This is a genomic window from Enterococcus sp. HMSC072F02 (genome assembly GCF_001837725.1).
GTDB classification, from domain to species: Bacteria; Bacillota; Bacilli; order Lactobacillales; family Enterococcaceae; genus Enterococcus_B; species Enterococcus_B lactis.
In genome coordinates this window covers 1-19,740 of the sequence record NZ_KV833949.1, presented here as the reverse complement: position 1 = coordinate 19,740, position 19,740 = coordinate 1, and the positions used below count along the sequence as shown (strand labels likewise).

Here is a 19,740-nt window from a genome sequence, read left to right as displayed (position 1 = left end):
TTCAAAGTAACATTTGTGCTTTGGATATTTTCCTCTGTCTCTTTTTGTTATTCTTTCTGCTTTTTCAACGGATTTTCTTCATAAAGAGAAGAAATCGTTGTATACCATTCAAAAACATGAGTGATCACTACTTTAGCTGCTGCATAAACAGGAATCCCCAAGATCACACCAACGATCCCGAACAATTTCCCTGACGTCAGCAGCACTAATAAGATCGTTACTGGATGAATTGCTAACTGATTTCCCAATACTAACGGAGAGATCAAGCGTCCTTCTATTGTCTGTTCTACTGCAAAAACGATCAGTACCTTGATGATCATGAATGGACCTGCCACAATAGCTAAAAAGATGGCTGGAATCATTGCTAAAAATGAGCCTAAGTATGGGATCAGATTCAAGAACCCTGCAATGATTCCCAACGTGACAGCATATTCTAAACCAATGATTGCAAAACCAATCATAAACATGATTGCCACAGCAAAAGCCACAGTTAATTGCCCTCTTATATATGAGGAAACTTGACTATTCATTTCACTCAGCACATTCAACGTCGGTTTTTGCATGCGTGTTGGTAAAAACTTGACGAAATAAGGGGCTAATCGCTTACCATCTTTCAATAAATAAAATAAGATAAACGGCATCGTCAGCAAAGCTACTAAAATAGTCGCTACCGCACCAACAAAACTCCCAAGACTCTGAACTGTACTCTTAGATATGTCTTGGATCATATCACCTGCTGAATTCATGAACTTATCACCTGCTGTTTCCAACTGTTCTCGAAATTGGTTGAACAGCGGGTCTCTCAAGATCTCGGTCAATTTATTATCGATCGTATCAACGTATTGAGGAAAGTTACTGATAAAGCTGACTGTTTGTTCCTGGATCTTAGGTATGATCACTACGCTTCCCCATACGATTAATGCAACGACCAAAACAAACAGCCCAATGATACTATAGAGCCTTGGTACTTTTCGCTTCTCAAAGTAATCAACTACTGGATTCATCAAGTAATACAAGATGCCTGCTAGAATGATAGGTAGTCCTACGATTGCTAAAAATTGCCAGATCGGTGCAAACAAATAAGAAACTTTTGTAAATAAAAAGACGATCAGCAATATTAACAATACAACAAGTAAAGCTGTGACCACTTGATTATTTAAAAACCAGCGCCAAAACCAAGACACCGGTCTGTTCTTCTTATTTTTCCCTTCCATAAGTCCTCCCGTTAGTTATAAATAATTTGGCTTCCCAAACCAATAGCAGGCAGTTCATGCGGATGGAGATAGATTCCGTTTGCAATTTGTCCTTCTTCTGGACAGGTATCAAAAATCAATGATACGTGAGCTACCGTCTCTAAATTTCCATTGGCCATCGGACCGACATAATCGATCGTATACGACTGATCATCAAAAGTAATCGTTCCGCCTGCTTTCAAAGAAAAAGGTTCATCTTTCGACACCTCTTGAATCACCGAATATTTTCGCAAGGCAGCTGTTGCTGTTTTATCGAACAAAATCAGCATCGGTTCTTCCTTGTTTATTGCTTCTGTTCCAATTTCTGTAATCGTTGCCTGAATCATCGCACTCTCTCCTTTACTTGCTTTCAAAAACAGTATAACACATTCTCATTCTTTAGACGTGGGGAATAATTATGTGATAGAATAAAAACGAAAACTATTTCATTACCATTAGGAGGAATCAGCTCATATGATCGAAAAGATAATTTTAGGAACCTATACGCGTCGCGAAAGCAAAGGAATCTATACGATCGATCTTGATACAGAAAAAGAAGAATTATCCAGTCTTTCATTGGCTGTTGAAGAGAACAGCCCTACCTACCTAGCAAAAAGCAAAGCTGGCAATCTTTACACGGTTACCAGTGTAGACGGATTAGGTGGTGCCGGTGCGTACGATAAGGATTTTCATTTTTTGAATGCGGTAACAGAGTCTGGGGCTCCTTTATGTTATGTAGCGGTTGATGAAACACGGCAATTGCTCTATGGGGCCAACTACCATAAAGGCGAAGTAAATGTCTATCACATATTAGGAGATGGCGAGCTGAAAGCAGCGGATTCAGTATTCCATCAAGAAGCGACAGGCCCTCATAAAAACCAAGATCATGCGCATGTCCATTATACGGATCTGACTCCTGACCAACGATTAGTCGTATGTGATCTTGGTACAGATCGTGTGTATACTTATGATGTGTCCGAAAACGGCAAATTGAATCTTGTAACTACCTTCACTGCAGAGCCAGGAACAGGCCCTCGCCATCTCGTCTTTCATCCGAATGGACAATTCGCCTATTTATTTGGTGAATTAGACAGCACAGTCCGAGTGCTTTCTTATGATAAAGAAACAGGTGATTTTGAAGAATTACAGAAAATATCGACCTTGCCAGAAGAATTCGACGGTGAAAATGGAGGGGCTGCTATTCGCATTTCCAATGATGGCAAGTTCCTTTACGCTTCTAATCGGGGACACAACTCGATTGCCGTATTCGCAGTTTCCGAAGATGGTTCTCACATCCAAAATAAACAAATCATCTCAACAGAAGGCGATTTTCCTCGCGATTTCGCACTAGATCCAAGCAATGATTTTGTCGTATGTGCTAATCAGAATACCGATAATCTGACATTATACCGCCGTCATCCTGAAACAGGATTACTGGAATTATTGCAAAAAGATGTCTATGCACCAGAATGTGTCTGTGTTTATTTTGATCGTTAGCAAGAAAAGGAGAATAAAATGAATCAGCAAGACGTATTAGACAGGCTGCGGGAAGAACTGAATATTCCTTTCTTTGATGGAAAAATCGAAGATAAAGAGTATAGCGAAGAGGAATATCAGAAACTCAAAGCCGATTTACAGAACTACTTTGAACAATATGTACGGAATGTAGAAAACTAATCAACCTTCCATACTATCTGAAAAGGACATCAGCGCAAGACTTTTTCATCTGTTCTGATGTCCTTTTCTATAAATAAAAAAACCGCCGAGTTGGTTAGACTCTGCGGAAAAGGAGTATTTACTCAATTTTGAGTAAGTACAAGGTTGTTGGTTATAGGTATGTTCTTATCATAAAGGATTTTGTTCACTCTATCATAAAGACAATATTACATTTATATTAGATAACTCTAGTTTTTATTATCATCAAATTTTTCTTTTATTTTTTCAATAACAAATTAGTCATTTTTTGGATGGCAGCTGTCAATTGGTCAGTCGCTTGGTCTTGTTTTGCTTCAGATGTATTGAATAAATCTTTATCTACTCCTGACTCAAGATCAATACTTTGAATCATTTCTTCACAGCCTGCTACATATGAAAGATAAGCTTTTTCAAAATTTTTATGAATGCCCATTGCTTTTGCTGGTGGGCGCAATGTACTGACTTTCTTAAGCATTGCCCGATATTTTTTTGTTCCTTCTTCAAATAACTGGACGGTCTCTTCAAGGATCGATCTGTCCAGTTCACTTGTTTTTCCTTCATCGATTGCGTTTCTGATCACTTCATATTTCGGATGCATTCCTTCTCCGATTGCTTCGGTTTCCTTGACGATTTGATCGATGGACTGCACATAATAGCCAATATTCGGTAACATGTTTGTTTTCCTACTTTCTCCATTATTGTTATTATTTATTCTACTTGTTTTTATCCTCAAATGACAAGTACTTGAAAAAATTTAATGGTTTCTATACAGCTCGCCATTTTTATTCGTGCTCAAAGAAACCATCTGCTAAACTATATTGTTTCCCTGCGACAATGTCATATTGAATCAATTGATATTCGTCGTAAATCTCTTGTTGCGAGCGATTGAATTGCGCTTCTTTATACCACTGTCCGTTTTGATAGTACAGTTCTCGTTCAAACGCCGGAAGTTCTTGTTCTAATGATAAAAGCAGCTGATAAAAACCATTCGTTGTCTGATTCGTCTGTTCCATTAGATTCGCTGCAAAATAAAAAGGACTGGTGATTGCATCTTGAGTCGTTTGCTTTTCTAATTTCCCTTTACTGTCGAACATCAAGAATTGTGTTTCATGTAATGTTTGTTTATCATTTTTGGCTTGGATGGTATCTGAATAGATTCCTGGCAGATGATCCCCCCAAAAAACAACTAGAGTCCTTCTAGAAAGATTCTTCAATTCTTCCGTGAACTGCTTCAGTGCCGCGCTGCTATAGGAAATATCTTGCAGATAATTCTCTAAGTCAAGCGTCCCACTTCCATCTGAAATTTCTGCAGAATAGCCCAGTCTATCATACTTTCCATTGTAAGGCATATGTGTCTGCATCGTGACTAAATGAATGAACTGAGGTGCTTTTTCTTCCTTGAGAAGTGTCATTACTTCTTTGTAAGCTGACTCATCAGAAATATATGGATTATTCTCTATCGTATCCGTATAGGTCATCGTACGCTCGCTGATGAACTGGTCAAATCCTAATGTCTGATAAACATCCTCTCTTTTATACATCGAAGTATTGTATGGATGGATCGCTGTCGTCTGGTATGATTGTGCGTTTAACGCTGAAACGATAGAAGGAAGCTGATCCATTTTTGGTACAAGCATCGTGTAAGGGGTGGTGAGTTGCGCATTAAATAACGCCATAGAAAAACCAGTCAATGCTTCGAATTCGATATTTGCTGTTCCACCGCCATAGTTTTGAGAAAGCATATTGCCACTATATGTTTGATCAGCTACTTCATAATAATCTGCCAATGGCTCACCAGATACTTCTACGCCGTTTAATCGACTAGGATCTGAGAAACTTTCACTCATCACGAACACGATGTTCGGCGACTCTTCCTCTACAGCTTTATTTTTTTCATCTGCTAGCTTCTGGTATTTTTCAGTGATTTCTTTGATCTTTGCTTTCGAATATCCTTCAGGTTCATCCATTGGTTCTACCTTCAGATTGTACAAAAACCCACCGATAAAACCAGTGTTATAGTAGTTCATTTTCTGACTGTAAGGTATCCATAGTGCCGTTTTATTATATGCTTTTCGCAACAAATTATCGGGATTGTTGAAATTACTGATATATCCTAGTAGTCCAATTGCCACAAGCAGTGTCGTTAATCGGATCAATTGGAATCGCCTTCCTTTTTTCAGGCTTCGAAACATGTACCAGCAAAACAATCCTAGCACTGTTCCTGCGGCAGCTAAGATCACTGTAAACAGCATAGTGCCGGTCATATCTTTCAGCAATCCGATTTCAGTGATCATCTTCAAATCGTCTGGATAAATCGGTTCTTGCCGATAACTCATTTTCATATAATTTGCAAAACCTAACACACCGATGGTTACGACATACGTAAGGGAACCTAAAGGGACAGATCCTGCTAGTGCAATCAGAAAAATAAGAATGATCAGCAAGACGAGACAGGCTAAGAAGAATTTTTCCGTATGCCAAGAAAAAGCAAATTTCAACGCAAGGTCTACGGATAGATCATTTTGACACCATTGCAAAAACAAATTACTAAAAACAACAAGAAAAAAGATACTGATGATCGTTGCTGTTCCTTTTAAAATCTTTTTCTGTTTGGTTGAAAGTCTGCTTATATATCTTTTCAAATGCTTGCTCCTTCATTTCTATCAACAAAAGAATGTTGTTTCTCTTATTTTAGTTGTACGAAATTCGAAAGTAAAGAACGGAAAGAAGAATTAATGAAATCCAAATATTCTCTTGCTTTATGACCTTTCTGGTTTCTTTAATAAGCGGACTTTTCGTACTCCAGAAATTTTTTCTAGCTGTTGTTTCACTTGATTGAGCTGTTCAAAATCAGTACTGTCTATGTCAATCAATATGTAGACATGCTCATTCTTATGGTTACGCGATATATCTGCGATCGCTAGCTCGTTCTCATTCAGCAGAGAAAATATCTCTGCTAATATATTGGTTTTCTTTTGATAAAATATAGTGAATCGAAACGGCGCTTGGAAAAACATTCGTGCGGATGGATAATTGACCGCTTCTCTAACCGTACCGAACAAAAGATAATCTTTTAAGGCTTCAACTGCCAAACGTCCGCTGTCTGCCAAAGCTTCCTGAGTCGATCCCCCTAGATGAGGCAACATAAGTATACGGTCATTTTCTAAGAACTCTTCTTCTGGGAAATCAGTCACGTATTTGGCCAGATGTTGTTTTTCCAATGCTTGCATAACAGCATATTTATCAACGATTTCACTTCTTCCTACATTGATAAGTACAGCATCTTTTTTCATTTTTTCTATATTCACCTGATCGATCAATCCTTTTGTATCTTCTGTCAATGGCAGCATGACTACGATGTAATCCGAGGCAGAAAGAACTGTTTCTAAATCTGCTTGCCGAACATAATCCAACTGGGCATCGCGGATAGAATAACCCAAGACATCCATCCCTAAGCCATAGCAACTTAGCGCTACTTTTGTACCTACCGCGCCAAGACCAAGAAGGCCAATGGTTTTGCCTTGCAACTCTCGTCCCACATAAGCACTTCTTTTGTTTTCTGCCTGTTCTAAAATATTAGGACCTGTTAGTGTTTGTACCATACGACTTGCTTCGATTATCGGACGGGAAGATAAGAGCAAACAGCACAAAACAAGCTCTTTTACTGCATTAGCATTTACACCTGGTGTATTCATGACGATCGTTCCGTTTTCAGAAGCTTTTTCAACGTTGATCGTGTTCACCCCAACACCAGCTCTTGAAATTGCTAGCAAATCTGGTGTAAGCCATTCGTCTTTCACTTTCGTACTACGAATGACTATTCCTTCGGCTGGCAAATCATCTATTATTTTGAAATATTCCCCTTGTAACTTTTCTATCTCTTGTTCTGGAATAGCATCAATCAAATGAACGTGATACATAAAACCCCCTCCTTACTAACAAGTATCTCGAAATTTTTGCAATTAGACAACTGTTTACCATTTGACTTCCTAGAAGCAAAAATAGCAGTTAGAGCAGAGTAGGCTTAGTGATAAAAATAAGGCCATGACAAGTTACTGCCATAAGCCTTATTTTTGAGAGCAAAATATTGTGGGTGAGATTTCTTGATAAATGGTGTTCAGTTAGCTGACATTGATGATAAGCCAAAATTTCAAAAATAGTTGAAAAGCAAATTTCGTCAATCTCTACTTATTTCTTAAAACTAAGTGGCTTTTTCACAACCTCTTTTTATCTAATAACAACTGTTTCCAACTCAACTAATTTTGCCCATGTTTCAATTTGATCTGTTGTTAGATTTAGCGAGACAACGGTATGATGACCGCCACCTGCCTGAATCCATGAATGGACACCTTCATGGAAATTCGGTTTAGTTTTCCATAACACACGTGCAACAGGCAAATTAGGTGCTTCAGTCGTTGGTTCAAAGGCTTCTACTTCATTGATCAGCAGTTTATAATGCGTACCGAAATCTGCCATTGATACGACTACCCCTTCTCCTGCTTTCCCATCAAATACAAGACGCGCCGGATCTTCTCTATCTCCCATTGATAAAGGAGAAACAACGATTCTTGGTTTCGTCGCAGCAAGCGTCGGATCTACTTCCATCATATGGGATTCCAAGATTGCTTCTTGGCCACTAGCTAGCTCGTAAGTATAATCTTCCATGAATCCTGTATCTTTTCCTCGAGCCATGATTTTCAGCAACCGATCAATCGCTGCAGTTTTCCAGTCGCCTTCCCCAGCAAAACCGTATCCTTCTGCCATCAAACGTTGTACAGCTAGTCCAGGCAGTTGTTTCATTCCATAAAGGTCTTCAAAATTAGTCGTAAAAGCGTTATAGCCTCCTTCTTCTAAGAAACGGCGAATACCGATTTCCTGCTGAGCTTGTACTTTTACATGTTCTTCCCATGTCTTTTCTTCATAATCACCATAGTCGAAGGTATACAATTCCTTGTACTCTTCAAATAATTGTTCGACTTCTTCGTCTGACACGCGATCGATTACTTGTACAAGATCTCCGATACCAAAATAATCAACAGTCCAACCAAATTGAATCTGTGCTTCCACTTTGTCTCCTTCTGTGACACCCACGTTTCTCATGTTGTCACCAAAACGAGCCACTTTTATTCCAAAACTTTCATTATAGGCTACTGCAACATCCATCCAATCAGCAATCTCTTTTTGGATCTCAGGTCGTTTCCAGTAGCCAACGACGATTTTATTTTGTTTATTTAATCGAGCATTGATGAACCCATATTCGCGGTCGCCATGAGCGGATTGATTTAAATTCATGAAATCCATATCGATCGTTTTCCAAGGAATGCTTTCGTTATATTGCGTAGCTAAATGAAGCAATGGTTTTTGTAGAAGCTTTGTCCCACGGATCCACATTTTTGCTGGTGAGAAAGTATGCATCCAAGTGATCACACCTGCTACTTCTTCTCGATAATTGACCTCTTTCATGATTTTTGTGATCGTATCAGCAGTAACTGCTAATTCTTGAAGGCGGATAGGATAAGGCAATTGGCCATTTTCATTCAGTTCATCGACCATTTCTTGTGCATGTTTCTTTACTTCTCGCAGTGCTTCTTCCCCATATAAATGCTGTGATCCTACAACAAACCAAAATTCTTTTTCTCCAATATTCAACATAATTAGCCACTCCTTTTATTTGTTTTGTCCGTAATACGCATTTTTTCCGTGTTTTCGTAAATAATGTTTATCTAAAATCCGTTGAGGCAGCTCTTCTGAAAATGAATTGAGCTGTCTGGTAAATAAATTCATCTTGCATACTTCATCTAGTACGACTGCGTTCATTACCGCACTTTGCGCATCTTTCCCCCAAGTAAATGGACCGTGTCCGTGTAAAAGTACCCCTGGAATTGCTAAGGGATCAATTTTGCGTTCTTTGAATGTTTCTATGATAACTTTTCCTGTTTCATATTCGTATCCGCTGTCGATTTCCTGTTGTGTCAAAAATCGAGCACAAGGTACCGATCCATAAAAAGTATCTGCATGCGTCGTCCCCATCGCAGGAACATCCAATCCTGCTTGTGCCCAGATCGTCGCCCATGTCGAGTGAGTATGGACGATTCCTCCGATTTGAGGAAATGAACGATATAAAACAGCATGAGTAGGCGTATCCGAAGAGGGATTGAGTTTGCCTTCAATGATATGATTGTCCAAGTCCACAACGACCATGTCGTCTGCTGTCATCTCTTCATAGCTGACCCCGCTAGGTTTGATAACGAAATATTGTGTATCAGGATCAAAAGCGCTCACATTTCCCCATGTATATTTGACAAGTCCGTGTTTAGGCAAGTCAAGATTTGCTTGATACACTTCTTCTTTCAGTTGTTCCAGCATTTTCTATCACTCCTTTTTCTTGCAATTGATGAATCGCTGTTTTTTCAATGTCGATCCCCTCACGGTAACGACTCATAAATATCTGATAGCCTGCTATTTCTTCTGCTGAAGGTGTGATGGTGATTCCTTGGTCTTGTCCAAACACGTCTTCTGCCAAGAAGTTTTCTAAAGATTTCCCATGTCGATCCATCATATAGGCTGCTAATAACGCGATCCCCCACGCTCCACCTTCTCCGGCTGTGTCCATCACTGTAACTGGCGCCTCCATAGCAGATGCTAGAATCCGCTGGCCAACTTCTGGTGTTTTAAAAATCCCCCCATGCCCCACTAAACGATCAATTTGGACATCCTCAGATTTCAATATATCCATTCCGATTCTCATTGCGCCAAAAGCACTGGCTAAATGGATCCGCATGAAATTCGCTAAATCAAAACGGCTACCTGGTGTACGTACAAATAATGGCCTTCCTTCATTTACTCCTGTAATGTTTTCACCGGAAAAATAACCATAAGAAAGTAATCCCCCGCAATCCGTATCGCCTTCTAGCGCTTTGTTGAATAATACCGTGAATAATTTATCTCTGCTTATCTCCATACCCAAAGAATTGGTAAATTCTTCAAAAATATTGACCCAAGCATTGATATCCGAAGAGCAGTTATTCGTATGAACCATACCTACTAGTTCTCCTGAAGGTGTAGTGACCATGTCGATTTCCGGATGGACATTTTCTAGTTCTTTTTCTAATACGATCATAGCGAAGGCGGAAGTACCAGCCGAAATGTTCCCTGTCCGTTTGGCTACACTGTTCGTAGCGACCATACCGGTTCCTGCATCTCCTTCTGGCGGACAAATCGGGATTCCTGGCTTCAGGTTTCCCGTAGGGTCGATCAGATAAGCCCCTGATTCGCTCAACTTGCCAGCTTCTTCTCCTGCTACTAGAACTTTAGGCAAAATGTGATCCAAATCAATCGCTATACGCTCTTTTTCGATTAATTGACCAAAAATATTTTTCATTTCTTGATGGTAGGTTTTCGTTGAAGGATCGATAGGAAACATGCCTGATGCATCTCCTACGCCTAGTACTTTCTCACCAGTAAGCTGCCAATGAACATACCCTGCAAGCGTTGTCAAAAAATCAATTTCTCTCACATGTTCTTCTTTATTCAAGATAGCTTGATACAAATGAGCGATACTCCATCTCTGCGGAATATTGTATTGAAATTTTTCCGTTAATATTCGTTCTGCTTCTTCAGTGATTGTATTTCGCCAAGTACGAAATGGTACTAGTAACTGTTCCTTGCTATCAAATGCTAGATAACCGTGCATCATTGCACTGAACCCAATCGACCCGATCGTTGTAAGATTCTCGCCATAGATTTCGAATACTTCTGCTGCCATTTTTCGGTAACTGACGCGCAGTCCTTTCCAAATATCTTCTAATGAATAGGTCCAGATACCATTTTCTAGTTTGTTTTCCCACTCATAACTACCAGCGGCAATAGGAGTAAAAGATGAATCAATCAATACAGCTTTGATCCTAGTTGATCCAAACTCAATTCCTAAAGATGTACGACCATCTATGACATCTAACATACTTTGCGCATTTACTTCCTTCATAATGATCTAACTCCCTCCTTCTCGTCAAACCTGATCAAACCGTCTTTTTTAGTAGCGCTTACAATGATTATTGTATGCTTTTGTACGTACATGTCAAGTGGTTATTTTCAAGAATATAATAAAAAACACTTGTTTTGTACGTACATAAGTTATAGAATGAAATTGCTTACAAAATCTGATCAACCGCCTTCTCGAAATTCTAGAAGGAGAGAATACTTATGAAAAAAGAAAAAAAAGTTTCCTCATCGTTTATTTATTTTTTTGGCGCATTTGGCGGCATTCTATTTGGATATGATATTGGTGTTATGACCGGCGCTTTACCTTTTTTACAACATGATTGGGGTTTGGCAGGTAAGGCTTCTTTGATAGGATGGATCACGTCTTCGGTCATGTTAGGTGCGATCCTTGGTGGCTCTTTATCTGGTCTTCTTTCTGATAAGCTTGGACGACGAAAAATGATTCTTCTTTCTGCACTTATTTTTATGGCTGGTTCTGTCCTTTCTGCATCTGCCCCTCACAATGGTTCTTATTTTCTGATTGCAGCAAGGATTCTTCTAGGTTTAGCTGTTGGCGCTGCATCTGCCCTAGTTCCTGCTTATATGTCTGAAATGGCTCCTGCTAGACTAAGGGGAAGATTGTCAGGGATCAATCAAGTGATGATTGCTTCTGGCATGCTCCTTTCCTATGTTGCAGATTATTTGCTAAAAGGGTTACCTGAAACGATGGCTTGGCGCGTGATGTTAGGACTCGCTGCTGTCCCTGCACTGATTTTATTTTTCGGCGTTTTAGCTCTACCAGAGTCACCGCGTTTTCTTGTGCAATCTGGTCGCTTGGAAGAGGCAAAAAGAGTATTGAACTATATTCGGACACCAAACGAAGCTGAACAGGAATTTGAACAAATCCAGCTGAATGTCAAACAAGAAAAGACAACCGTAACTTCTTGGCATACTTTATTTTTAGAAAAGTATCGTTCGTTAGTTATTGCTGGTATTGGTGTAGCAGTATTCCAGCAATTTCAAGGAGCTAATGCTATTTTTTACTATATTCCACTGATCGTAGAAAAAGCGACTGGGCATGCAGCGAGCGATGCATTGATGTGGCCGATCATCCAAGGAATCATTTTAGTTGCTGGTTCTTTGCTCTTTTTGGTTATTGCAGACAAGTTCAATCGGCGAACTTTATTGAAAATAGGCGGTAGCGTGATGGGACTTTCTTTCATCCTACCAGCTGTTTTAGGAACTGTACTGGATGCTCATACAAATTCGTTGTTGATTCTCTTGTTTTTATGTATTTATGTCGCATTTTATTCTTGCACATGGGCTCCACTGACATGGGTAATCGTAGGCGAAATATTCCCACTAGCTGTCCGCGGGCGAGCATCTGGCCTGGCCTCTTCTTTCAATTGGATTGGTTCTTTCCTAGTCGGCTTGCTTTTTCCTGTGATGACTGCTTCTATGTCTCAAGAAATCGTTTTCGGTATTTTTGGGATCATCTGCTTTTTAGGGGTTTTATTTATTCAAGAGATCGTACCAGAGACTCGTGGGAAATCTTTAGAGGAAATCGAACAAAGTGCATCTAAAAAAACTTATCCTAAACGTATTTCTATCCATCATTCTTAAAGAGGTTGTGACAGAAGTAGGCAACTTCAAGAAACAAGAGGAGCCGCTTAGTTCCGAGTCACAAGGAACAAGTTCAAAACACAGTTTCTCATGTTTGATGATTTTTGCCACAGTCTCAAATTGATATAAAAAATAAGAGGCGGTAAAAACCCGTCTCTTATTTTTCGTTTTCTTTTACTGTTTCCCGTTCAACTAGTACAGGCTCATAAAGAATATTCGGCTGTGCCTGTCCTTTTTCAATCGTTGTGACGATCCACCGTGCGGCATCTTGTCCCAACTTTTCTTTTGGATGCGTCAATGTTGTCAATTTTTTATTTCCTAAATGGCTTAAAGAAGAATCGTCTGTTCCTACGATCGATAGGTCATCTGGAATTTGATAGCCATTTTCTGTCAGCTTATCTAGCAATAAACTAGCTATTTGATCGTTATAGCAAATGATGCCATCTAAAGCTTGTTCTTCTTTCAACCGTTGTACTGTTTTTTCAGCAATCGTTTCTCGTGTTTCCGTGGTGAAAGTAATGATATCTTCTGTCAAAAATCGCACATTATACTGTTCACACGCGCTGATAAAACCTTTCATCCTGTATTTTCCTTGAAGATCGTCGATTTTTGTAATGAACAACAGACGCTGATGTCCTTTTTTTATCAAATATTCTGCTGCCACAAAACCGACTTTCACATCATCTAAACAAATATAAGAGGCATTTAACTCTTCATAAGCAGCATTGATCATCACCATCGGAATACCTTGTTCTCTTAAAGCAACATAAAGTGCTAAGTTTGGATTATACTGATTACTTTTCGTAGGCTCAACGATCAAACCATCTACCCCATAAGCAATCATTTTCTTCAAACACTCTTTCTCCAATTCGTGATCGTTATTCGTACTGGCTAAAAGCAATGAATACCCAGATTTTCGTAATTCATTTTCGATTCCTCGGATAATCGACGGAAAAATATAATCAGAGAGATATGTGGTGATGACACCGATCGTTTTTGTTCTGTTCAATGGTGCTTTTTCTGTCTTATAGCTGTCATCTACATATGTGCCCGATCCTTTTTCTTTACGCAGATAGCCCTCATTTACCAACACAGCGATTGCTTGCCGAATCGTATGTCTGCTGACGTCATATATTTCTTGCAGCTTGAATTCTGAGGGAATGGTTGTATTTACTTCGTATTCCTCATGAAGGATCTTTTGTTTTATCTCTTCTGCAATATCTTGATATTTTGCCATTTACCTTGCCCCTTTTTATTTGTACGTACATATGTATCCATTATACACAAGAAAGAGACAACTTGGAAATATCCAGTTGTCTCTTTCTAATTATTTCTTTCTCCTGTTTTTAGGAAACTATATTCCTTTTTCTAAACCAACTGGTGTTATTCTTTTATCTGGATTCTTTAGTCCAATCGCACCAACAACCGTCACTACGAGCACCAATACTGCTAGAAAAATATATGTTTCTTTAAATTCTATGCTATCATACATTTTTCCAGCAATAGTAGAGAATGCAAAAACTGAGATTTGCTTGGAGAAATTAAACCCTAGAAGATAAACAGTTGCTGACAATCGCCAATCGAATGCGCCAGAAATATATTTCATAACGGAAACAAGAAGCAGTGGCATTTCTACGGCTGCAATCAATCGGGCACCTGACAATACGATCCAGTTGGGAGCCAATGCACTAAGCATCACTCTTATAAAAATCAAACAGCCAAACAGGATCATCCCTTTTTTCGCACCGATTTTATTGATAAGGCTCGGCATTGGGATCATGATCATCGCCTCCAATGCTACTTGGATTGAAAGCAATCGACTGTAGATGATTGTTCCCTGAGATACCTCATGGAAAAAAGTCCGATAGTAGATAGCAAATTGCTGATCTACTACATCATAGATAGCGGCTGTCCCAACAAAGAATAGACACAAGAGCCAAAAGTTTTTATTTTTAAACAAAGTGAAAATCTCTTTTCTGGTCACTTCATTTTTTTCCTCTACTGGTACTTCACTGCTTTTAAGATTTACTTTATCTCCAAAAATCACTAATCCAGTTAAGATCGTCGCCATAAATGAGCAAAGCCAAAAAATAGAATTAGGATTTTGCGTAAAGATAATTCCGCCTACGAATGCCGCAACAGCGCCAGCAATCGAACCGCCTAAACGCGAATGTCCGTATTCGAATTTATTCACTAAACTTGCCCGTTCAACGTAAGTCTCAACTACTCCTACGCCACCATTTAAAACAAAAGCTAGATAAATACTGCCGATGATCGCTCCAAAAAAAGTATTGATTGATAAAAGAGGAATAAAGAGCCATTGGAAAAATGGGCCAATGAACATTCCAGCTATCGTGATAGTTATCAATAGATTCTTTTTGAATGCTAATTTATCCGACAATATCCCAAATATCGGCTGGTAAAACAAAGAAACGAATGCCATGAACGAAAAGATGATACCTGCTTGCGTTCCGTCAAGATCTGCTACTTGCTGCAGCCATAACGACAAAAATCCGAAAACTGTTGCCCAGATAAAGAAATACGTAAAATGGGTTCCCGCAAAGCTCCAAAAATGATTCGATTCGTTTTTCATGATTCTCCCTCTTTCTCTTAGTCATTCAAATATGGAAGCGGCTTGCCAAAAATTGGGAAACCATCGTTACCCCAACCAAAAGCTTGTACTTTTGTGTGTCTGTTCGGGTCGTATAGCGGATCACCTTTGATTTCCGTATAGTCCCGACAGTGATAAACCAGGATATCTGTTTCTCCATCTTCTGCAATAGTAAAAGAATTATGTCCAGGTCCGTATTGTTGTGTAGAAAGGTCGCTCTGGAAAACAGGTTCTGTCACCTTTGTCCAATTTTCTCTTTTCAATAAGTCAGATTCCAAATCAGCATAAATCATTCCCATACAATAATTTTCGTCGGTAGCGCTTGCAGAATAAGTGATGAAAATTTTTCCATTCCGCATCAATACTGCAGGCCCCTCATTCACTTTAAAGCCCTTATATTCCCACGCAAATTCTGGTTTTGTCAGCATAACTGGTTCTGTTTTCAATGTCCACGGATTAGTCATTTCTGCTATATATAAATTAGAATTTCCTTCAATAGCATTGTCTTTTTGTGCCCAAATATAATATAAATGATTATTATGTTCAAACACTGTGGCATCTAAACAAAAAGTATCTAAGTGCGACACCACTTGACCCTTTTCGTGCCAATTTTCGTCTACCATCGGATCTTGCGCTTCACACTCTAAACAATACATTCGATGAGTGAACAATCCATCAATAATCTCTTCTGTATGCGTTGCAGCAAAATAGATATACCATTTTCCAGCAATATAATGGATCTCTGGAGCCCAGATTAGTTTGCTCATCTCGCCCGTCTCATGTTTTCGCCAGATTGTACGGGGTGTTGCATAAGCTAGACCAGCAATCGTTCTTGAACGGCGTAATTCAATACGATCGTATGAAGGTACAGAAGCAATGAAATAATAATATCCGTCCTCATGTTTATAGATAAATGGATCTGCCCTTTGAATAATCAGCGGTTTTCGATAATTCTCATTCATCTCTTTGATTTTTACTTCTTCTTGTACTTCAACTGTCATTGTGTCTCCTCCTTAATTAATTTATAAATGAACGTTAACTCTTTGAGAAATCGTTGTCAATAATATTTTTGTTAATTAAAAAATATAAATTAGATATAATTAATATAAAAGTTAATAATAAAAGCTTTAATTTATAAAACGATTGACTATATTAATGTTAGTGTTAATATATAGTTAACAGAAAAATAAGCGAGGAAAATTATGCAACTACAAATAAACGAGGAATCCTTACCGGTATATGAAGCATTAGCTAGCAAGACAAGAATCAGGATCATTCAGCTGCTTTCCAAAAAGAAGATGAATGTCAAAGATTTGGCAAAAGAACTTGGAGTAAGCAGCGCGATCACGACGATGCACGTGAAAAAGTTAGAAGAAGCGAACATCATCAAAACAGAGAAAATAGGACAACAAAAAATTTCGAGCCTTCGTGTCGATAAAATAGATATCAGTTTCCCAGAAAAAATATTCAATGCTTTTGACACGAAAGAAACATCGATACCTATTGGTCACTATACGAATTATGCAATTGAACCGACATGTGGTTTAGCGACGATCCATGACTTTATTGGAAAAGTGGATGAACCACGCTATTTTGTGGATCCTCGAAGGATGGATGCTCGTATCCTCTGGTTTACCAGCGGGTTTGTCGAGTATCAGTCACCTAATTTTTTGAATGCAGAGGATACATTAGAAATGTTGGAAGTTTCTGTGGAAATTTCTTCTGAATTTCCTTTTTCAAATGACAATTGGCCTTCCGATATCACTTTCAGCCTAAATGGCGTAGAGCTAGGAACATGGACGAGCCCTGGAGATTTTGCTGATATCCGCGGGAAATATACGTCTGATTGGTATCCAGATAATCTTAATCAATACGGCTTGCTGAAGACGATCCGAATCACCAAACATTTGACAAATATGAATGGGGAACCTTTGTCAAACATCACGATCAACGACATTCCTAAAGATCAAGACACTTGGCATTTGCGAATTGAAGTAAAAGAAGATGCCGAACATGTAGGTGGCTGTACTTTATTTGGTAAAGGATTCGGTAATTACGACCAGGATATCAAATTAAAAGTTTACTACAGCTGATAGTTTTCTTTTCTATTTTATAAAGAAAAAACAGCCAATCCCTATGAAGGGACGGCTGTTTTTTTATTTTATTGTTATTTCCAAAAATCATCCAAAACAGAAATTGGCAAATGACGTTTATGCTGCGTCTTGTTCCACCACGCTTCGATTTTTTCTTGTGCTTGAGCGGGAACTTCTTTTCCTTCTAGATAATCATCGATTTCGTTATACGTAACACCTAGTGCGACTTCATCCGCAATCATTGGTTTTCCATCTTCAAGATCTGCAGTCGGAATTTTTGTGTATAGCTTTTCCGGTGCATTCAATGCTTGAAGCAATTGTTTCCCTTGCCGTTTGTTCAAACGGAACAATGGTAAGATATCGGCTCCTCCATCACCAAATTTCGTGAAAAAACCAGTGATGTTTTCTGCAGCATGATCTGTCCCTAATACAGCTCCTGCTCTTTCTCCGGCTACGGCATATTGTGTAATCATTCGTTGTCGTGCTTTGATATTACCTTTGTTAAAATCGCTGATTACCACACCTGCTTCACTTAATACTTGTACTTGTGCATCAACAGCAGGTTTGATATTTACTCGCAGACTGACATCAGGCTGGATAAAGTCAAGGGCAGCTTTTGCATCTTCTTCATCTGCTTGTTCACCATAAGGAAGACGAACAGCGATAAATTGATAGCTTTCATCTTTCGTTTCTTCACGCATTTCTTCCATCGTTAGTTGCGCCAAACGACCGGCTAAAGTAGAATCTTGACCTCCGCTAATACCTAATACGAAGGTTTTAAGAAACGGATATTTTTTCAAATAAGCTTTCATAAAATCAATACTTTTACGAATTTCTTCTGTTGGATCAATTGTTGGTTTGACACCTAATTCATGGATGATTTCTGTTTGCAGGCTCATTTATTCTCCTCCTATGCTTCTGTATGAAGTTCTGCTACGCTTTTTTTCATTCGTTCCATCGTAGCCATTTTATGGTTCCAGCATTCAGTAGATAGATCGACCGGATATTTTTGCGGATTCAAGTCTCGTTTGTACTCTTCCCATAGTGAATCTAGATTTTCTTTTGTATATTCTTTGATTTCGTTTAGCACGGGTAGTTCGTATACTCTTTTTCCTTCGATAAAGATATCTTGTAAAACGGGACGAGCGGTAAAATCCCGAACAGTTTTATTGATAAACGTATGCACTGGATGAAACATAAAGATAGCTTCTTCTTCTCGAGGATCTTCATCCCATAATGTGACATAATCTCCTTCAGATTTCCCATCAGAGTTTCGAGTAATACGCCATACTTGTTTTTTTCCTGGAGTTGTCACTTTTTCCGCATTGCTTGATAACTTGATCGTATCCACCATATTTCCTTCGCTATCTTCAATTGATACTAGTTTGAATACTGCACCAAGGGCTGGCTGATCATAAGCAGTGATCAGTTTTGTTCCGACACCCCATACATCAATTTTAGCTTTTTGCATCTTTAAATTCAAAATCGTTGCTTCATCTAAGTCATTTGAAGCATAGATTTTTGCTTCCGTAAATCCAGCTGCATCTAATTGTTCCCGAACACGCTTAGATATATAGGCCATATCTCCACTGTCGATACGTACGCCTTGGAAGTTGATTTTATCACCTAATTCTTTTGCTACGCGGATTGCACTTGGCACACCTGATTTCAACGTATCATAAGTATCGACTAAGAACACACAGTCTTTATGGGTTTTAGCGTACGCCATAAATGCTTTATAATCATTTCCATAAGATTGGACTAACGAATGCGCATGAGTCCCGCTAGCTGGTATCCCAAATATCTTTCCAGCACGTACATTGCTTGTAGCATCTGCTCCGCCGATATATGCCGCTCTAGTTCCCCAGACTGCCGCATCCAATTCTTGTGCTCGTCTAGTCCCAAATTCCAAGAGCGGATCTTCTCCGATCACAGATTTGATGCGAGCTGCTTTTGTCGCGATCAACGTTTGGAAATTGACCATATTCAACAGTGCTGTTTCTACTAATTGACAATGTGCCAAAGGACCTTCCACTTGGATCAATGGTTCATTTGCAAAAACTAATTCACCTTCACGAGCAGAACGAACCGTTGCTTTAAATTCAAAATTTTGTAAATACTCCAAAAACCCTTCAGGATAGACTTCTAAGCCACGTAAGTAAGCAATATCAGAATCACTAAACGTCAGATTCTCTAAATAATTGACTAACCGTTCCAATCCTGCAAAAACCGCGTACCCGTGGTTAAAAGGCATTTCTCGAAAATAACATTCAAAAACAGCATGTAAATCAGCTCGACCTAATTCCCAGTATGTCTGCATCATATTGATTTGATATAGATCCGTATGCAGCGTCAAACTGTCGTCTGGGTAAGTATTATTCATCTTGTATTACTCCTCTTGGCAAGTTTTCATTTCCTACCTATTATAACAAAAAAAATTGATAGGAAAAGAAATCTTCATTATTTTCTGAAAAAGAGGTTGTGAAAAAGCCGCTTAGTTTCGAGT

Annotated in this window: 18 protein-coding genes; 5 read left to right on the top strand and 13 right to left on the bottom strand. The window is 38.9% G+C overall.

From position 1 onward, the window contains the following. Positions 1-47 precede the first annotated feature (47 nt). Positions 48-1,214: an AI-2E family transporter gene (locus tag HMPREF2731_RS06235; RefSeq protein WP_002291475.1), complete on the bottom strand. Its 1,167-nt coding sequence runs from the start codon at positions 1,212-1,214 to the stop codon at positions 48-50. An 11-nt stretch (positions 1,215-1,225) separates the two neighbouring features. Beyond that, a complete protein-coding gene (locus tag HMPREF2731_RS06230; RefSeq protein ID WP_002291472.1) occupies positions 1,226-1,579 on the bottom strand; it encodes a PTS glucitol/sorbitol transporter subunit IIA in 354 nt (117 codons plus the stop codon). Positions 1,580-1,706: 127 nt separating this feature from the next. On the opposite strand from HMPREF2731_RS06230, the gene HMPREF2731_RS06225 reads away from it, so the two are divergent. Then, entirely contained in the window at positions 1,707-2,729 is a 1,023-nt protein-coding gene (locus HMPREF2731_RS06225) for a lactonase family protein (RefSeq protein WP_002335468.1), read from the top strand. 18 nt (positions 2,730-2,747) lie between these two features. Continuing rightward, positions 2,748-2,909, top strand: a complete 162-nt coding sequence (locus HMPREF2731_RS15070) for a hypothetical protein (protein ID WP_002310079.1) — start codon at positions 2,748-2,750, stop codon at positions 2,907-2,909. Between the two features lie 256 nt (positions 2,910-3,165). Here HMPREF2731_RS15070 and HMPREF2731_RS06215 read toward each other — a convergent pair whose 3' ends face one another. Beyond that, positions 3,166-3,600, bottom strand: coding sequence for a hypothetical protein (locus HMPREF2731_RS06215; RefSeq protein WP_002291466.1), 435 nt, complete (start codon positions 3,598-3,600; stop codon positions 3,166-3,168). Between the two features lie 109 nt (positions 3,601-3,709). Continuing rightward, complete coding sequence (locus HMPREF2731_RS06210; RefSeq protein ID WP_002291465.1) at positions 3,710-5,569, bottom strand: LTA synthase family protein; 1,860 nt, start codon at positions 5,567-5,569, stop codon at positions 3,710-3,712. On the opposite strand from HMPREF2731_RS06210, the gene HMPREF2731_RS15305 reads away from it, so the two are divergent. After that, positions 5,570-5,692, top strand: coding sequence for a hypothetical protein (locus HMPREF2731_RS15305; RefSeq protein WP_002291464.1), 123 nt, complete (start codon positions 5,570-5,572; stop codon positions 5,690-5,692). Here the strand turns inward: HMPREF2731_RS15305 and HMPREF2731_RS06205 are convergent. The 4 genes from HMPREF2731_RS06205 to HMPREF2731_RS06190 form a co-directional block, all read right to left on the bottom strand. Beyond that, on the bottom strand, positions 5,687-6,847 hold the full coding sequence (locus HMPREF2731_RS06205; RefSeq protein WP_002291463.1) for an NAD(P)-dependent oxidoreductase: 1,161 nt from the start codon (positions 6,845-6,847) through the stop codon (positions 5,687-5,689). The two genes, HMPREF2731_RS15305 and HMPREF2731_RS06205, sit on opposite strands and share 6 nt — an antisense overlap. A 307-nt stretch (positions 6,848-7,154) precedes the next feature. Next, a complete protein-coding gene (araA, locus tag HMPREF2731_RS06200) occupies positions 7,155-8,579 on the bottom strand; it encodes an L-arabinose isomerase (protein ID WP_002291462.1) in 1,425 nt (474 codons plus the stop codon). A gap of 15 nt (positions 8,580-8,594) precedes the next feature. Then, positions 8,595-9,293, bottom strand: a complete 699-nt coding sequence (locus tag HMPREF2731_RS06195; protein ID WP_002291461.1) for an L-ribulose-5-phosphate 4-epimerase — start codon at positions 9,291-9,293, stop codon at positions 8,595-8,597. Then, positions 9,250-10,911 (bottom strand): xylulokinase, encoded by a 1,662-nt coding sequence (locus HMPREF2731_RS06190; protein WP_002291460.1) that lies wholly within the window; start codon positions 10,909-10,911, stop codon positions 9,250-9,252. The genes HMPREF2731_RS06195 and HMPREF2731_RS06190 overlap by 44 nt, the downstream gene beginning before the upstream one ends. A gap of 218 nt (positions 10,912-11,129) precedes the next feature. On the opposite strand from HMPREF2731_RS06190, the gene HMPREF2731_RS06185 reads away from it, so the two are divergent. Further along, the gene (locus tag HMPREF2731_RS06185) at positions 11,130-12,530 is read left to right on the top strand and encodes a sugar porter family MFS transporter (RefSeq protein WP_002291459.1); all 1,401 of its coding nucleotides are present in this window, start codon (positions 11,130-11,132) and stop codon (positions 12,528-12,530) included. A gap of 157 nt (positions 12,531-12,687) precedes the next feature. Here HMPREF2731_RS06185 and HMPREF2731_RS06180 read toward each other — a convergent pair whose 3' ends face one another. The 3 genes from HMPREF2731_RS06180 to HMPREF2731_RS06170 form a co-directional block, all read right to left on the bottom strand. Further along, positions 12,688-13,767 carry a GntR family transcriptional regulator gene (locus tag HMPREF2731_RS06180; protein ID WP_070872592.1) on the bottom strand — a complete coding sequence of 360 codons (1,080 nt, stop codon included), beginning with the start codon at positions 13,765-13,767 and terminating at the stop codon, positions 12,688-12,690. A 117-nt stretch (positions 13,768-13,884) separates the two neighbouring features. Next, positions 13,885-15,123, bottom strand: a complete 1,239-nt coding sequence (locus HMPREF2731_RS06175) for an oligosaccharide MFS transporter (protein ID WP_070872590.1) — start codon at positions 15,121-15,123, stop codon at positions 13,885-13,887. A gap of 17 nt (positions 15,124-15,140) precedes the next feature. Further along, positions 15,141-16,142: a glycoside hydrolase family 43 protein gene (locus HMPREF2731_RS06170; RefSeq protein ID WP_083325477.1), complete on the bottom strand. Its 1,002-nt coding sequence runs from the start codon at positions 16,140-16,142 to the stop codon at positions 15,141-15,143. 201 nt (positions 16,143-16,343) lie between these two features. Between HMPREF2731_RS06170 and HMPREF2731_RS06165 the strand changes: the two genes are divergently transcribed. After that, positions 16,344-17,234: an ArsR/SmtB family transcription factor gene (locus tag HMPREF2731_RS06165; RefSeq protein WP_070872588.1), complete on the top strand. Its 891-nt coding sequence runs from the start codon at positions 16,344-16,346 to the stop codon at positions 17,232-17,234. A gap of 74 nt (positions 17,235-17,308) precedes the next feature. Here HMPREF2731_RS06165 and nadE read toward each other — a convergent pair whose 3' ends face one another. Then, on the bottom strand, positions 17,309-18,133 hold the full coding sequence (gene nadE / locus HMPREF2731_RS06160; RefSeq protein WP_002291454.1) for an ammonia-dependent NAD(+) synthetase: 825 nt from the start codon (positions 18,131-18,133) through the stop codon (positions 17,309-17,311). 11 nt (positions 18,134-18,144) lie between these two features. Then, positions 18,145-19,617 (bottom strand): nicotinate phosphoribosyltransferase, encoded by a 1,473-nt coding sequence (locus HMPREF2731_RS06155; RefSeq protein WP_070872585.1) that lies wholly within the window; start codon positions 19,615-19,617, stop codon positions 18,145-18,147. Positions 19,618-19,740: the final 123 nt, after the last annotated feature.

What these genes read in the sequence shown, in the direction of transcription:
- HMPREF2731_RS06235 (WP_002291475.1), bottom strand. Translation starts at nt 1,214, where the DNA reads ATGGAAGGGAAAAATAAGAAGAACAGACCGGTGTCTTGGTTTTGGCGC.
- HMPREF2731_RS06230 (WP_002291472.1), bottom strand. Translation starts at nt 1,579, where the DNA reads ATGATTCAGGCAACGATTACAGAAATTGGAACAGAAGCAATAAACAAG.
- HMPREF2731_RS06225 (WP_002335468.1), top strand. Translation starts at nt 1,707, where the DNA reads ATGATCGAAAAGATAATTTTAGGAACCTATACGCGTCGCGAAAGCAAA.
- HMPREF2731_RS15070 (WP_002310079.1), top strand. Translation starts at nt 2,748, where the DNA reads ATGAATCAGCAAGACGTATTAGACAGGCTGCGGGAAGAACTGAATATT.
- HMPREF2731_RS06215 (WP_002291466.1), bottom strand. Translation starts at nt 3,600, where the DNA reads ATGTTACCGAATATTGGCTATTATGTGCAGTCCATCGATCAAATCGTC.
- HMPREF2731_RS15305 (WP_002291464.1), top strand. Translation starts at nt 5,570, where the DNA reads ATGCTTGCTCCTTCATTTCTATCAACAAAAGAATGTTGTTTCTCTTAT.
- HMPREF2731_RS06205 (WP_002291463.1), bottom strand. Translation starts at nt 6,847, where the DNA reads ATGTATCACGTTCATTTGATTGATGCTATTCCAGAACAAGAGATAGAA.
- araA (WP_002291462.1), bottom strand. Translation starts at nt 8,579, where the DNA reads ATGTTGAATATTGGAGAAAAAGAATTTTGGTTTGTTGTAGGATCACAG.
- HMPREF2731_RS06195 (WP_002291461.1), bottom strand. Translation starts at nt 9,293, where the DNA reads ATGCTGGAACAACTGAAAGAAGAAGTGTATCAAGCAAATCTTGACTTG.
- HMPREF2731_RS06190 (WP_002291460.1), bottom strand. Translation starts at nt 10,911, where the DNA reads ATGAAGGAAGTAAATGCGCAAAGTATGTTAGATGTCATAGATGGTCGT.
- HMPREF2731_RS06185 (WP_002291459.1), top strand. Translation starts at nt 11,130, where the DNA reads ATGAAAAAAGAAAAAAAAGTTTCCTCATCGTTTATTTATTTTTTTGGC.
- HMPREF2731_RS06180 (WP_070872592.1), bottom strand. Translation starts at nt 13,767, where the DNA reads ATGGCAAAATATCAAGATATTGCAGAAGAGATAAAACAAAAGATCCTT.
- HMPREF2731_RS06175 (WP_070872590.1), bottom strand. Translation starts at nt 15,123, where the DNA reads ATGAAAAACGAATCGAATCATTTTTGGAGCTTTGCGGGAACCCATTTT.
- HMPREF2731_RS06170 (WP_083325477.1), bottom strand. Translation starts at nt 16,142, where the DNA reads ATGACAGTTGAAGTACAAGAAGAAGTAAAAATCAAAGAGATGAATGAG.
- HMPREF2731_RS06165 (WP_070872588.1), top strand. Translation starts at nt 16,344, where the DNA reads ATGCAACTACAAATAAACGAGGAATCCTTACCGGTATATGAAGCATTA.
- nadE (WP_002291454.1), bottom strand. Translation starts at nt 18,133, where the DNA reads ATGAGCCTGCAAACAGAAATCATCCATGAATTAGGTGTCAAACCAACA.
- HMPREF2731_RS06155 (WP_070872585.1), bottom strand. Translation starts at nt 19,617, where the DNA reads ATGAATAATACTTACCCAGACGACAGTTTGACGCTGCATACGGATCTA.